Annotated in this window: 11 protein-coding genes; 4 read left to right on the forward strand and 7 right to left on the reverse strand. The window is 55.6% G+C overall.

The window, feature by feature from the left end:
* Positions 1–255: 255 nt before the first annotated feature.
* The 3 genes from VQ830_RS02240 to VQ830_RS02250 form a co-directional block, all read right to left on the reverse strand.
* Positions 256–3,372: an efflux RND transporter permease subunit gene (locus tag VQ830_RS02240; protein ID WP_337266419.1), complete on the reverse strand. Its 3,117-nt coding sequence runs from the start codon at positions 3,370–3,372 to the stop codon at positions 256–258.
* Positions 3,369–4,625, reverse strand: a complete 1,257-nt coding sequence (locus VQ830_RS02245) for an efflux RND transporter periplasmic adaptor subunit (RefSeq protein WP_337266420.1) — start codon at positions 4,623–4,625, stop codon at positions 3,369–3,371. Before VQ830_RS02245 ends, VQ830_RS02240 begins: the two co-directional genes overlap by 4 nt.
* A 255-nt stretch (positions 4,626–4,880) precedes the next feature.
* Positions 4,881–5,669: an SDR family oxidoreductase gene (locus VQ830_RS02250; protein WP_337266421.1), complete on the reverse strand. Its 789-nt coding sequence runs from the start codon at positions 5,667–5,669 to the stop codon at positions 4,881–4,883.
* 357 nt (positions 5,670–6,026) lie between these two features.
* Between VQ830_RS02250 and VQ830_RS02255 the strand changes: the two genes are divergently transcribed.
* From VQ830_RS02255 to VQ830_RS02265, 3 genes are all read left to right on the forward strand, one after another.
* On the forward strand, positions 6,027–7,691 hold the full coding sequence (locus tag VQ830_RS02255; RefSeq protein WP_337266422.1) for an electron transfer flavoprotein-ubiquinone oxidoreductase: 1,665 nt from the start codon (positions 6,027–6,029) through the stop codon (positions 7,689–7,691).
* Positions 7,692–7,767: 76 nt separating this feature from the next.
* Positions 7,768–8,055 (forward strand): GNAT family N-acetyltransferase, encoded by a 288-nt coding sequence (locus tag VQ830_RS02260; RefSeq protein ID WP_337266423.1) that lies wholly within the window; start codon positions 7,768–7,770, stop codon positions 8,053–8,055.
* Positions 8,055–8,282: a GNAT family N-acetyltransferase gene (locus VQ830_RS02265; protein ID WP_337266424.1), complete on the forward strand. Its 228-nt coding sequence runs from the start codon at positions 8,055–8,057 to the stop codon at positions 8,280–8,282. The genes VQ830_RS02260 and VQ830_RS02265 overlap by 1 nt, the downstream gene beginning before the upstream one ends.
* A gap of 39 nt (positions 8,283–8,321) precedes the next feature.
* Here VQ830_RS02265 and mgtE read toward each other — a convergent pair whose 3' ends face one another.
* Entirely contained in the window at positions 8,322–9,695 is a 1,374-nt protein-coding gene (gene mgtE, locus VQ830_RS02270) for a magnesium transporter (protein WP_337266425.1), read from the reverse strand.
* Between the two features lie 503 nt (positions 9,696–10,198).
* Here mgtE and VQ830_RS02275 point away from each other — a divergent pair.
* Positions 10,199–11,143 carry a diacylglycerol/lipid kinase family protein gene (locus VQ830_RS02275; protein ID WP_337266426.1) on the forward strand — a complete coding sequence of 315 codons (945 nt, stop codon included), beginning with the start codon at positions 10,199–10,201 and terminating at the stop codon, positions 11,141–11,143.
* 12 nt (positions 11,144–11,155) lie between these two features.
* Here VQ830_RS02275 and VQ830_RS02280 read toward each other — a convergent pair whose 3' ends face one another.
* From VQ830_RS02280 to VQ830_RS02290, 3 genes are read right to left on the reverse strand one after another with little or no spacing between them, the layout of a single operon-like run.
* Positions 11,156–12,670, reverse strand: a complete 1,515-nt coding sequence (locus tag VQ830_RS02280) for a glycosyltransferase family 39 protein (protein WP_337266427.1) — start codon at positions 12,668–12,670, stop codon at positions 11,156–11,158.
* On the reverse strand, positions 12,667–14,157 hold the full coding sequence (locus VQ830_RS02285) for a glycosyltransferase family 39 protein (protein WP_337266428.1): 1,491 nt from the start codon (positions 14,155–14,157) through the stop codon (positions 12,667–12,669). The genes VQ830_RS02280 and VQ830_RS02285 overlap by 4 nt, the downstream gene beginning before the upstream one ends.
* Positions 14,150–15,166: a glycosyltransferase family 2 protein gene (locus tag VQ830_RS02290; RefSeq protein WP_337266429.1), complete on the reverse strand. Its 1,017-nt coding sequence runs from the start codon at positions 15,164–15,166 to the stop codon at positions 14,150–14,152. Before VQ830_RS02290 ends, VQ830_RS02285 begins: the two co-directional genes overlap by 8 nt.
* Positions 15,167–15,199: the final 33 nt, after the last annotated feature.

Below are 15,199 nucleotides of genomic sequence, written 5' to 3' on the forward strand. Positions count from 1 at the left end.
ACTTGGCCAGCCTTAAATACTGACGCCGGCCAAATGCCATGAGCGTGCAGCCGAAGCAAGCGTGTAGAGAAAAAAGCTGATAGAGAAATCGCCCGGCTTTGATGGCTCGGGCGAAAAAGTACTGAAAGCACCGGTTTAAAAATCCCGACGGTTCTATGGGGAGCTTAACAGCGCAACCTAAGGCGCTAGCGCGACGTTTGTGCCACTGTTGAAAGGCGCGGCGCGCTGAGCAATTTTCTTGTTGGCAGTGTATCCTTATTCGGCCGCCATAACCTGTCTCGGTTCTTCCTGCTCTTCGGCATTCTTGCCTTTGCGCAGTCGGTTCAGCCAATTGCCGAAGCGGTCCATTTCCACGAAAATAACCGGCGTGATGAACAGGGTCAAAACCTGTGACACGACGAGACCGCCCACCACCGCAACACCAAGCGGCTGGCGAAGCTCCGAGCTTGCACCGCCGCCGATGGCGATCGGCAGAGCGCCCAAGAGCGCGCAGAAGGTCGTCATCATGATCGGCCGGAACCGGCGAACGCAAGCTTCATGAATTGCTGCACCCGCTTTTTCGCCCGTCGTGCGCATCGTATCGACCGCCACGTCGATCATCATGATCGCGTTCTTTTTGACGATACCGATGAGCATCAAAAGACCGATCAAGGCGATGATCGACAGGTCGAAGCCGAGAACCTCAAGCGCGATCAACGCACCGAATGCTGCTGCCGGCAGACCTGAGAGGATCGTCAGTGGATGGATGTAGCTTTCATAAAGCACGCCGAGGACGACGTAGATCGTCAGAACGGCTGCTAGGATCAGCATGGGCGTGTTGCCCTGCGACTGCTGGAAGATCTGTGCCGTGCCGCCGTAGGACGTAAAGACGTCGGTTGGCATCTGGATATCTGCCTTGATCGCATTGATTGCTTCTGTCGCAGTTCCCAACGCAACGCCTTCCGGCAGATTGAACGAGATGGTCGTGGATACCAGCTGGCCCGTCTGGTTGACGGTCACTGGCGCCACCGTCCGTTCGACATGCGCGAAGCTCGACAACGGCACCATAGCTCCGCTCGCCGATTCGACATCGACATTGTTCAGCATCTGGTCGTTCCAGGGCTGATCCTGGTCGAACTCCATGATGACGTCATAGCTGTTGCCAGTCGACTGGATCTGCGCCGCCGTATAGCCGCCGAATGCCATTTCCAACGTTTGGCGCATCCGGGCTTCTGTGATGCCATAGGCTGCCGCTTTTTGAGCATCGAACACAACATTGGCCTCAATAGCCGAATTCTGTGCATCCGTCGTCACGTCGGTGAAGTGGTCTCTGTCGCCGCGCATGGCGGTCAACAGTTTGCCCGACCAAAGATCGGTTTGCTTCGGATCGATCGCCTGGACAACAAGCTGATACTGGCTGGCGGAACTCCGTCCACCAAAGCGAAGGCTTTGCTGCGGCGTGATATAACTGCGGATGCCAGCGACTTTACCCAAAGAGCGACGAAGCTCACTCAGGGTCGTTTCGAGCGGTTCGCGTGCCTTTTTATCCTTCAGTTCCACGAAGATCGTGCCGTTGTTCAGCGGGTTACGCGTGTTGCCTCCGACGATGGAGGTGACATGCGCGACCGCCGGATTGGCGCGAATGAGAGTGACAACCTGCGCTTGAAGGTCGCGCATTGCGGGGTAGGAGATGTCTTCGCGGGCTTGAGTAGAAACCGTCAAACGTCCGGTGTCTTCCTGAGGGAAGAAGCTCGGGGGGAGCGTCTTGAACAGAATGACGGAGCCTACGACCGAACCGAGGAAGCACAGCAAAACGATACCTCGGTTTCGCAAGCACCATCCAACGCTGCAATCGTAACCACGCAGGGTCCAGTCAAAGCCCTTATCGAACATGCGAACCAGAAAACCTGGCTTATGCTCCTTGTCAGATAGACGCGATGCCAGCATAGGCGTCACGGTCAGAGAAACCGCCGCAGAGGCTATGATCGAGATGGCCACGACCATCCCGAACTCGTTGAAGACACGACCGACGACCCCGCCCATCAACAGAATAGGGATGAACACGGCGATTAGCGAGATCGACATGGATACGATGGTATAGCTTACCTCGGATGCTCCTTTGAGCGCCGCCTGAAGCGGGTGCATTCCCTCTTCAATGTGCCGCATGATATTTTCCAACATCACGATAGCATCATCGACCACGAGACCGACCGAGAGAGTGAGCGCCAGAAGTGAGATGTTGTCGACGCTGTAGCCGAGAAGATACATCACCCCAAAGGTTGTGATCAGCGACAAGGGAACGGCAAGTCCCGGAATGATCGTGGCTGCAAGCCGCCCAGTGAAGAAGTAGATGACCAGGATAACCAATCCAATGGTCAGTGCCAGGGTGAACTGGACGTCATGGATGGCTTCGCGGATCGCTACGGATGAATCGTTCATCACATTGATGCTGACCGAAGGTGGCAATTCGGCCTTCATACCCGGCAGCTTTGCCAGGACGCGGTCGACGACTTCAACGGTGTTCGCATCGGGCTGGCGCTGCACAGCAAGGATGATCGCCTGCTTACCATCGTACCAACTGCCCGAGGTCGTGCTTTCCACGCTGTCCTGAACGTCGGCAATGTCGGAAAGGTGGATTGGTGCTCCATTTGGAGACGACACGACCAGCGAGCGGAATTGTTCGGCGTTGGTACGCTGCGTGTCAGCATTGATCGTCAGCTGCTGCTGGTGGTTCTGCAGCGTTCCGACTGGTGTTTGGTCGTTTGCCGCAGCGATTGCGTTGGAGACGGTCCCAACACTAAGGCTTCGGGCTTTCAATTTTGCGGGGTCCACCTCAACGCGTACAGCATAGGTCTGGGCGCCGTAAACATTCACTTCAGCGACGCCCGACAGTGTCGAGAGCGTTGGAGAAATGATATTTTCAGCAATATCGTCCACCTTGCTGCGCGGCATGGTATCGCTGGCGACCGCCAAAAGAAGAACCGGCGCATCGGCCGGGTTGGTCTTGCGATAGCTTGGCGGCGTGGTCAGATTGTCTGGAAGCTTTCGAGTGGCAGTCGAAATCGCAGCCTGTACGTCTGCCGCGGCCGCATCGATATTCCGGTTCAGATCGAACTGCAGAACGATATTGGTATTGCCGAGCGAGTTACTGGCGCTGATTTCGCTGATCCCGGGGATCGTTTGGAATTGTTTGATGAGCGGCGTGGCAACCGATGTTGCCATGGTCTGCGGCGATGCGCCCGTCAGACTGGCGGACACGTTGATGGTCGGAAAATCGACCTGAGGAAGCGCTGCCACGGGCAGTTGTTTATAGCCGGCAAGGCCTGCCAGGACTGCGCCGATGGCAAGCAGGGTGGTCGCGACCGGACGGCGAATGCAAAATTCTGGGATCATTCGGCGACGGCTCCCGTGGTCATTGACTGATTGTCTGCAACTGGCGTCTGTTTGTTATCGCTGTCGCCTTGATCGGCAACTGTCTGACCGTCAACCAACTGGCTGCGTCCTTCCACGACGACGCGAGCGCCTTCGGACAAGCCTTTGGCAATCGCCGTCATGTCTCCATTCGTGCGAGCAACCGTCACCGGCGTAAGGTGAACCTTCCCATCTTGCACGACATAAACGATAGACCCATTGGCGCCTGGTGTCACGGCCACGGTCGGAACGACGATGTTTTTATCATCCGGGGTGAAGCGAACAATGACATTCACCGATTGCCCCGGCCAGAGTTTGGCGTCGGCGTTATCAAATTCCGCCTTCACCAGAATGGTGCCAGATGCCGTATCGACGGCGTTGTCATAAAAAGTCACCTTGCCGGAGTCTGCGACGCCGCCGGTCGATTCCTTGGCAGCATCAACGACTAAGCCCCCTTGCGAGGCAACTTGCTTCTTCAATTGTTGAAGGTAAGCCTCCGGCAGGCGGAAGCGGACATAAATCGGATCGTATTTCACAAGTGTTGTGAGCGCTGTTCCTGCGCTGACGACATCGCCGACGCTGACGGAGATCGCGCTAAGCCGGCCATCGTAAGGGGCCCGTATTTCCGTGTTTCCAAGCAGAACCATGTCGGCTGAAAGCGCGGCCTTGTCGGCGTCCACGGTTGCGGCAGCCGTATCGCGAGCGGCCTTTGCCTGGTCGAATGACTGCTGGGTGCCTGCCTGGCTGGACAAGAGGTCACCTGCGCGTTTCAATGCTGTCTCGGCTTGGTCGAGCGTCGCCTGGTCGCGGACGATGGCTGCTTTGTCTTTCTCGACAGCAGCCTTGGCGGTGCGATCGTCAAGCTTGATGATAAGATCACCCGCCTTCACGTTCACTCCGTCTTTCACTGCGATCTCGTTGACAATTCCCTGTTGCTGTGCAGCAAGCGTGGTCGTGTCTTCAGCCTCGGCCCAGCCGGTAGCCGGAACGTCCATCGGCAATGTGGCGGTTTTCGCCGCTACCGTCTTTACCGCTGCCGGACCGCCGCCACGCTTCTTGCCGCCCTTTTGCGACCCGTTCTGTTCGCTGCCGGCGTCTGCCTTTACTGTTTCTCCCTTCGTGTCTCCAGCTGCCTTCGGCAGCCAGGCGGACACATAAGGTATGTCTGCTCGATAATACCAAACGCCCGCCGCCGCGGCTGCTATTACGATGAGTAAGACAGGGAGTTTCTTCATGAGTGATCCGAAAAGTCAGCTGGTGAACGGGTAGGCCCAAGTTCTTCAAACCACAGGCATTATCCTCAGCTTCCACGCGAAAAGCTGTGGCGCAACTTAAATTTCGGTAACAAAGCCCAGATGACTGTCTCGTTTCGCGAAAAGTCTCAACTTTACTACCAAGCTTAAGCTTTTATGCCTTGTTCCAAAGGATATAGCGCTAAACGCTAATATTGGATCACACCAGGTGAATATTTCGTGACACCTCGGTCTTTCTTAGACTGATTGGTTTGCGCCACCGTCGCAGCGGATCATCGAACCGGTGATGTAGCTGGCATGCGCGCTGCAGAGGAAAGCGGCTGTAGCCGCAAACTCTGCAACCGTTCCGTAGCGTCCAACGGGAATGCGGCTTTCCTTGTCGCGCCGGATGTCTTCCAGACTTTTACCTGTTCGCTCCGCGGCAGCGCCATCGAGGTCATCAAGGCGCGAGGTCAAAATGCTGCCCGGCAGAAGTAGGTTCGACGTAATGCCGTGAGTACCAACTTCATTGGCCAAGGACTTGCTCCATCCTGCCAGGGCAGGTCGCAGCGTGTTGGAAAGCGCAAGACCGGAAATAGGTTCGATCACGCCCGATGAGGCGACCGTCACTATCCGTCCCCATTTTTGCTGCTTCATCCCGGGCAGAAAATGATTGGTCAGAGTGATCAGTCTCGATACCATGGAAAGGAAATAGGTCTGCAGCTTTTCTGGTGTCATATCTTCCGTGGAGCCGGGAACAGGCCCGCCGCTGTTGTTCACCAGAATATCGAGGCCGCCAAATCGGCTTTCTACCGCCGAGCTCACCGTGGAGACAAACTCTTCATCCGTCAGATCCGCTTCGAGCCAATCGGCCTGCCCGTGGCCGCGTGCGTTGATACCAGCGCAGTTGGTTTTCAAGACGTCGCTGCTGCGGCCACACAAAAGGACATTTGCTCCTTCCGCCGCGAGAGCCTCTGCAATGCCAAGGCCAAGCCCTCGTGAGGAGGCAAGGACCAGCGCCCGCTTTCCTTTAATTCCAAGATCCATGGTCTACTCTCATTTCCCCGATGATCTAACGAGTGTCTGTCGCTTTGCCACTACTACGAAAGATCTATCTTGATCCAATATTTAGTGTGTCACGAAAACCGAGATTGAATGCACCTGTCTTCAGCCTCACTTAATTACAGAGCGGGCTTTGCGGCAGATGTAGCGGCAGAAGGAGAGTTTTGTACCGCTGCAATCACTCATAAAAATTGACGTGAACGTAAAGGTTAGATAATTTTGTCGGTGGTGGCTTGAAGATGGGAAAGCCTGTGTCGCTTCCCGGCTCGACAAAGCTCTGTGCTTTTGAGAAGAAGGCAATGATAAGAGATCGGTGCAGCAAGGCGCTGCGTGGAGAGATGCATGACTGATGCAATGGAACTGCCTGAACGCGAGGCTATGGAATTCGACGTGGTCATCGTCGGGGCAGGTCCCGCCGGATTGGCGGCGGCTATTCGTCTCAAGCAGATCAATCCAGAACTTGCCGTCGTCGTGCTGGAAAAAGGCTCGGAAGTTGGGGCTCACATCTTGTCAGGTGCGGTGGTAGACCCAATTGGCGTTGATCGCCTGCTTCCCGGCTGGCGCGAGGAGGCCGATCATCCTTTCAAGACGAAAGTCACGGACGATCATTTCCTTTTTCTCGGCCCTGCGGGATCGCTGCGCCTTCCCAACATTCTGATGCCGAAGCTGATGAACAATCACGGCAACTACATCGTCTCGCTTGGCAACGTCTGTCGCTGGCTTGCAACGAAGGCTGAAGAACTCGGCGTTGAGATCTATCCGGGTTTTGCTGCGACCGAGGTCCTTTATAATGACGAAGGTGCCGTCATCGGGGTCGCGACTGGCGACATGGGCATTGAGAAGAATGGAGAACCAGGACCCGCTTACACGCGCGGCATGGCCTTGCTCGGAAAATATGTGCTGATCGGGGAGGGGGTTCGGGGTTCGCTCGCCAAGCAACTGATGGCAAAATTCAATCTTTCCGAAGGCCGTGAGCCGCAGAAGTTCGGCATCGGGATGAAGGAACTATGGCAGGTCAAGCCGGAGAAGCATAAGCAAGGCCTCGTACAGCATTCGTTCGGTTGGCCGCTGAACATGTCCACCGGCGGCGGTTCTTTCCTCTATCATTTGGAAGACAACACGGTCGCGGTCGGGTTCGTCGTGCATCTGAACTACAAGAATCCGTATCTTTATCCCTTCGAGGAATTCCAGCGGTTCAAGACTCATCCTGCCATTCGCGATGTCTTTGAGGGTGGAAAGCGCATCTCTTACGGTGCGCGCGCCATTACTGAAGGCGGCTATCAGTCTGTGCCGAAACTCACCTTTCCAGGCGGCGCTCTGATCGGCTGTTCCGCCGGTTTTGTAAACGTGCCACGCATCAAGGGCAGCCACAATGCCGTCCTGTCAGGAATGCTGGCCGCCGAAAAACTCGCAAACGCCATTGCTGCTGGCCGTGCCAATGATGAAGTCGTCGAAATTGAAAACGAGTGGCGATCTGGCGATATCGGCAAAGATTTGAGGCGCGTGCGCAACGTCAAGCCGCTATGGTCCAAGTTTGGAACAGCCGTAGGGGTTGCCTTGGGAGGTCTCGACATGTGGACCAACCAGTTGTTCGGCTTTTCTTTCTTCGGAACGATGAAGCATGGAAAGCCTGATTATGCCTGTCTCGAGCCGGCAGCCAACCACAAGAAGATCGACTATCCGAAGCCCGACGGCGTCTTGACCTTCGACCGGCTTTCTTCCGTTTTCCTCTCCAACACCAATCACGAGGAAGACCAGCCGGTCCATCTTCAGGTCAAGGACATGGAGCTGCAAAAGCGCTCGGAACACGCCATCTTTGCGGGACCGTCGACGCGTTACTGTCCTGCCGGCGTTTACGAGTGGGTCGAAAAAGACGGCCGGGAAACCTATGTGATCAACGGTCAGAATTGCGTGCATTGCAAGACCTGCGACATCAAGGATCCGAACCAGAATATCAACTGGGTTCCTCCGCAGGGTGGGGAAGGGCCCGTCTACCCGAACATGTGATGAGGACAGTAGAACATCTTACGGATGAAGCTGGGCGTGAAAGCTAATGTCCTAACACGACGTGCAAGGAGGTTCAATGAACCTCAACATTCGCCATGCCGAGCGCTCCGATAAAGCTGTGATAGCGGAAATAGAGCTTGAGGCTTTCCCGATCTGGGCTGAGGCTTGCGATTACAAGAGTGCAGGTGTGGCGACTGCTGCCTATCTCGTTGACGCGGCCATCACTGATCGCCTGACCTGGACGGCGGAAGCGGATCGCGTGGTGGTTGGCTTTCTTGCGGCTCGCGAGCAGGACGGCTTTCTTCACGTCAGGGAGATCGATGTCCGTCCTGCAGGCAAAAGAGGGGTGTCGGCCGGCGTTTGATGTCCGTCGCAATCAAAGAGGCGGCGAAGCGCTCGCTTCATGGCATCACCCTGACAACGGATCGTTCTATCCCGTTCAATGCGCCATTTTATTGTAAGCTCGGGTTTCAGGAGATTGCCGAGAGCGATCTCTCACCTTTTCTAGCCTCGATCCTCCAGGCGGATGTTGCTAACGGGCTTTCAGCGGAGCGACGTGTGGCGATGAGATTGCTTCTGTCGCATCAGTGACGATGTGGGACGTGATCGCTGACACGCCCCACATGGCGCCTACAACAAGGTGCCGCTGAGGATCAGCAATGCCACCGAGAAATAGATCACAAGTCCGGTCACATCCACCAAGGTTGCCACAAAAGGCGCAGACGCGCTGGCTGGATCAAGCCCCAACTTTTGGAGCCCGAAAGGCAGCATTGAGCCGGCAAGAGAGCCAAAGGTGACAATCCCCACGAGCGCTGAGAAAACCGTTGCACCAATAAGAACCCAATGCTGGCCATAGTCGTAAAGGCCGATGCTTTGCCAGAGAACGACACGGGCCAAACCGACGGCGCCGAGAATTGCACCGAGCGCAATGCCTGTGGGTAGTTCGCGGATAGCGACGCGCCACCAGTCCGAAAGTTTAAGTTCGCCGATAGCCAAGGCGCGTATGATGAGCGATGTGGCCTGTGACCCCGAATTGCCGCCTGAGCTCATGATCAAAGGAATGAAGAGCGTCAGGACGACGGCCTTTTCGAGTTCACCTTCAAAATGCTGCATAGCACTAGCCGTCAGCATTTCACCGAGGAAGAGAGCGGCGAGCCAACCGGCACGCTTGCGGATCATTCCGGCAAAACCAATCTTCATATAGGGCTTGCCGAGTGCTTCCATCCCGCCGAACTTTTGCGCATCCTCCGTCGTGTCGGCAATCATCGTATCGATGACGTCATCGACAGTGACGATCCCCAGCATATGGCGGCGTTCGTCGATCACGGGCAGAGCAAGGAGGTCGTGGCGACGGATCAGCCGAGCGACATCTTCCTGCTTCATCAACGGGGTTGCCGTCACAGGCTCGCCAACTTGTGCAACGGACAGAATCTCCGCGTCCGGCTGCCCCGTGATCAGACGACGAAGCGTCACGACGCGCAGGAGTTCTTGGGTCTCAGCATCGAGAACGTAAATCGCATAAACAGTCTCGCGGGTCCGTTCGACCTGGCGGATATGTTCGAGGGTTCGCGCGATGGTCCAGGTGTGCGGTACGCTCACGAATTCAGTCGTCATAATGGAGCCCGCAGTGCGCGGCGGATAGCCCATTAGTCCTTTGATTGCGACACGCACATTTTCGTCAAGACGCGCAAACAAGAGTTCCCGCTCATCGGGCTCCATCTCAAGGAAGACGTCGGCAACACGGTCGTTTGCCATCCCGTGGATGAGCCGGGTTGCGTGGCCGATCTCTATGAGTGGAATGATTTGTGCGGCGTGGCGCAATTCTGGTCGATCAAGAATTTTGATCGCCTTTTCAAAAGGCATACGCGAAAGCGTTTCCGCTGCCTTTTCAGCGGGCAGCGCATTGAGAGCTTCTACCCGCTCGGCAATTGTTCCGCCGCGGCTTGGGGTAAGAAGAGCGCGGGCGGCATGGCCTGCCCGAAGAGGTAAGCTGTTCATATTCACGTGCTCGCCTTTCTGTCGATCCGCCGTCGCAGCGGATCGTGGCGAGCCGACAGGAGTCGGTTAGTGCACGAAAGCTGCTGACGGCAAAGGCAATCGACTACTACTGTCGCTAGGCATCGAAAGATGGCTCCGGTTAATCGGTATGAAGACGACAGGCGCCGACTTCACGAGCGATAGGTCGCTCCGAAAAATTCAAAAGTCAAGTCCTATTCCGGGGGTCTATCAACTTTTCCGTCAGCGCCGTACGAACTCGCAAACCATTGTTACAGAAAAGCTTTTCGTAATTGCGAATATCGGCCTCACATTTTTAGGGAATAGCGTTTCAGCGCGTTCATCCCAAGGGCCTGTTTACGGGCCATCGAAAGCTCTGACACGCTTGCAGGATCTCAAAAATGCCATGAGCGAAGCCCGATTCCCGGTCCAGCTTCGCTTGAAATCACGGTTTTTTGAACCATGTGTCTGCTGCGGGCGGGTGTTGGATCTGCCGGGAGGTGTGGCGGTTCATGAAGCTTATTGGATTTTTCAACCAGGATGGCGGAACGTTCAAAACGACCGACATGGCCGCTTATGAAAAGCGTGCCGAGAGCGTTTTCCGAGCTGCCGGCCACGATTTCGAAGCGATTGTTTTTGCCGGAAATGAAATCATTCCCGCCATGGAACGCGCCGCCAAGCACACTGATATCGATGGCATTGTTGCCGGTGGCGGCGATGGGACGATTTCAGCCGCGGCCTCTATTGCCTGGAAAAACGGTCTTGTCCTGGGTGTTGTGCCTGCAGGAACCATGAACCTCTTCGCCCGGTCGTTGAAACTGCCACTCAATATCTGGGATGTGCTCGAGGTATTGGCTTCCGGAGAGGTCGACCATGTCGACATCGCCAGTGCAAACGGCAGGCCGTTCATCCATCAGTTCTCTGCTGGACTTCACGCCCGTATGGTCCGCTACCGCAATTCCTTTACTTATCGCTCGCGCCTGGGAAAAATGCGCGCCAATGTCCGCGCTGCTCTCGGGGTTGTGTTTGATCCGCCCCAGTTCGATGTGGAATTTGAGGCGGCGGGATTGCGTGAAACGCGGCGGGTCTCAGCGATATCCGTCTCAAACAATCCGTTCGGCGAGAATGCTCTGCTTTATGCCGATAATCTGACGAGTGGCGAGCTCGGCTTTTATACGGCGCGACCGCTTAGACCCACAGGTGTGGCGAAGCTCGCCTTTGACCTATTGCGGGGCAAAATCAGAGAAAATGCGGACGTCATGATCCTGCATCCTTCGCAGGTGCGTCTGCATTTTCCGAAGCTTGGTCACAAGGCAAATTGCGTGATGGATGGGGAACTCTTGCCGCTTGAGCGAGACATCGTCCTCAAGCTTCATCCCGGCGAACTGAAGGTTCTCGTGCGCCAAGGCACCGCTGCGGCCGAACACGAGACGGAACGGCGCGAACCAAGCCGTTAGACCAATGACGGATTACTGGTTAGTTACGGCTTCCAGCCAGATATAATGAAAAACATAGGTGTCGTCTGGCCTGCCGTAATTATAGGGCAGCGAGACGTCTTGCGGCGCGTCTGGTCTGTACTGGTCGCGATGCGCATCAAGCCATTCCCGCAAGTTTTCAGGCATCAGCGGAACGCCTTTCCTGCTGTCGTGCCAGACGATTAATGCCGGCGTCGGCAAGGAGGGTGCGGATGGCTTGAGGTCGGGGTAAACATCGGGGGTCATCACTGGCACCTGAGGCAATTGCAGGCGCATATTGCCTGCCAAGGACATATCGCTGACAAGCACGAAGGAAGGCTGCTTTTCTGCTAAAGCGTGACGCGCGAAGGCCTGATAGGGAATGTTGAGCTTCTGATAGCTTCCCGTCCATGGCGCAGCAAAAACTCGGCCACCCAGAATGGTGGGAATGATGACCATCACTGCGATGCAAATTGGCAGGAACCGACGAAACGTGAGGTGATCTGCGGCATTGCTTGCCTTCATTTTGAGGCAAAGATAAGCGGGCAGCACGAGCATGACAGGCGTCAGCCAGCGATCCTTGATGTTAGAGGCCCCGCCAAACACGACGATCATGACGATGAAGAAAGCGAAGAGCAAAAGAAGCCGTTCAATGAAGGCAGTCCAACGATCTTCAGCAGTCAAGGAGTGCAGCAGCCTCTTCCGGAAGGCCGCTAGATAAAGGATGAAGGTAAGTGCGCCGAACCCGCCGATCGCGGCAGTGAATGAGAAGAGGCCCTTTGCGATCTGATAGAGCCGCACGCTAGAATCTCCCGTCGACATTTTATCGACCGTTTCAGCAGTGGCTTGCGCAATGTTTCCCTTAAGCCAGATGAGATGCGGAAAGGCGATGACAACGGCAAATCCCAGCGTGAGCAAAATACGCCAATCCAAGATGCGTTTTCGCATCTGCCCATCAAAGGCGAGCGCGAATAATGCCGCGATCGGCAACATCACGAAGTTATACTTCGATATGAAGCCGATGCCGATGGCTACCCCAGTCAGACTGTAGCCGGCGATACTCGGCTTTTCGATCGTTCGGCACAGAAAAAACAGGAAAAGGCATGCCGAGAAGATCACTGCGACCGTGTGGCTTAGATCGCGCTGCGCTTCAAAGGAAATCTGAGGAATGGTCAAAAGGCCAAGTGTGGCGACGGCGGCAAGATCGGCACGACGCAGCATTGTCTTTGCGGCGCCAAAATAAAGGAGGTACGCCGATAAAAGCAGCGTGTTTTTGAGCAGCGCCAGTGAGAAGACCGAGGAACCGAGGACCTCGATGACGAAATACTGCAGCCAGTTGTAAAAGGGCGGCTGGCTACCATAGCCGAGCGCAATCCACTGGGAAAAGAAGATTTGCTGGCCTTCATCCAGTTCCAGCGTATTCGGCAATAACAAGCGCACGATGAAATTGGCGCAAAAATAGATCACCAAAAGACACAGCAAAATGCGTGAGTAAGGAGTTTTCTCCGGTTCATCGACCATTCGGCTCATCGAGCCGAACCTAAATGCGCATAGGCAAACGAATTGAAATTAGACCTTGTACCTCGGCCTGTCGGGACATCGAATTGCGTCACTTCGGTTAAATTGTCACTGCCCGTAAGTTGTTTCGCAAAATCTTTTACCTCCGATGGAGGCTCTGGAGGTGCGGGGTTATTCCAGAGAAGAAGAACACGCGCCTTCTGTTCGCCGCTGAGTTCAGGAGTTGGAACCGGCATGCCGGGGTACAGAAAAAGCGCCGAAGGCAGCTGCAACTTCATGTTCCCCGCGAGTGTCATCTCGGAAGCAACAAAAAGCGTTGGCAATGGCCCTTCCTGTTTCAGTTTGGTGGCAAGCTTGTCGTAGGGCACCGTATGTCTTGAATCGCGGCCCATAAGGTGTCTTGCGATGACGCCGCCGTGAACGGCGATCAAGGCGCCTATGCAAAGCACTGCCGCCAACGCCGTCATCTCCGCCAGCCTGGATTTCACGTCGATGCCCGCTGCCTGGACCTTCAGCGCAAAATAGATTGGCAGAAGTGCCGTGAAAAAGATCAGCCATTTCTCACGCATATGCGTTGCGCCGGTGCCGATCATGATGACGAGGACAAAAAGAATGCAGATGACAAACATGCGTCCGACCACGGCGGTCCATCGATCTCCGGCCTTGGCAATCGCCATGACATCTTTCCGAAAGATAAGTGCGAAGGCAGCGGCTGGCGGTGCGGAGGCAAAGAGAGTGGCTTGGGCAAGCGACAGCACGCCAAGAATGAACAGCGGCATATGCGCCTTCTCTGCACCTTCTTTCATCTCCGCAAGCGTGCTGCCTGTTACCTGATCATGGTGGGCCAAAAGCCAGTAGCAATGGGGGGCAAGGATGATTGCCGCGACGAGAAATGCGACGAGGACCCGGATATCGAAGAGCCGTCTGCGAAAGGCGGGATCGGGAAGCATCGCAATGAGAGCTGCTGCAGGCACGATCACAAAGTTGTATTTGGAGAGAATGCCCAAACCGATGGCGAGGCCTGCAAGCATATAGCCCGTCAGATCAGGTTCCTTCAGGATCCTGAAGAAAGCAAAAAGCAGCAACGCAACAGCAACCAAGGCCACGACGGTGTGCGAAAGATCGCGCTGCGACAGCAGGAAGACGGCAGGCAATGCCAAGACGCCTACCATCGCGATGTAGGCGAGGTTTTCGTTTCTGATCACGACGCGCGCCGCTATGCCGTACAGGAAACAAAAGGCGCATAGCAGGGCATTTTTGAGGAATGTAATGCTAAACACCGAAAGGCCGATGATCTCGGCGAGACCGTACTGGAGCCAGTTATACAAAGGCGGCTGCTTGCCATATCCCAAAAGCAGGAACTGCGACAGGAAGGCCTGCTCTTCGTCGTCCGCGCTCAGCGCACCAGGCCGTGCAACGCGGATGATGATTGCCAGAATAAAATAGGCCAAGAGAAGCGCGAAGATCGTGTTCGGTCGTCGCGCGAGGAGGTTACGCATCCGTCTCAGCCTCTGAGATCTTGCGTACGATGTAGTTCGGCGAAGCGTCGTCACGGTAATAGAGCCGCGCGATCATTTCCGCCAGAATGCCTGTTGTGATCAGCTGTACCGAGGACAGGAGAAACACGATCCCGACCATCAGCAAAGGGCGGGTTCCGATATCGTTGCCAAGAATGAACTTGTCAAAGAACAGGTAGATAAGCACGAGAACGGAAATAGCACCGAGGCCAAGGCCGAGCGATCCGAAAAAGTGCCCGGGCCGTGCCTTGTAGCGCATGAAAAACATGACAGACAGGAGATCGAGGATCACCCGGAATGTTCGCGAGATGCCGTATTTCGATACGCCATGCTGGCGCGCATGGTGCGTTACGACCATTTCGCCGATCCGCGAGCTCGGGACCACGCCTGCAACCCAGGCAGGAATAAAACGGTGCATCTCGCCCATCAGTTTGACCTGCTTGATGATCGAGGACTGATAGATCTTCAAGCTGCATCCGTAATCGTGCAGTTTCACGCCGGTGATCCGCCCGATGAGGTAGTTGGCGCACCAGGATGGGATTTTGCGCAACAACAGACCGTCCTGGCGGTTCCGCCGCCACCCAACCAGAAGATCGAGCTCCCGGCGTTCAAGTTCCGCAACCATGCCAGGAATGTCTTTCGGATCGTTCTGAAGGTCGCCATCCATCGTCGCGATCAATCGACCGCGAGCCGTATCGATGCCGGCCTGCATTGCCGCCGTCTGGCCGAAATTGCGCTGTAGCTCGACAATGCGAAGCCGAAGCCCTTGATCGGAAATCTTGCTGCGGGCATTGGCAAGCGTGGCGTCGGTGCTGCCGTCGTCAACGAGAATAAGCTCCCAGGATGCGGCGTAGCCGGACATGGCCGCGGCAATTCTATCGATAAGGGGAGTGACGCTTTCTTCTTCGTTAAAGACCGGAACTACGATGGAAAGGTCGATTGGCTGCACGTTCGAAAGGGCTGCTTCGGGTGACTCTTGCGTTGTATGCAATTCGTATTTCTCCTAAAAGCCGCATGTCGGTGT

Origin of the sequence: Oryzifoliimicrobium ureilyticum (assembly GCF_037199735.1) — a bacterium.
Taxonomy (GTDB): Bacteria; Pseudomonadota; Alphaproteobacteria; order Rhizobiales; family Rhizobiaceae; genus Rhizobium; species Rhizobium ureilyticus.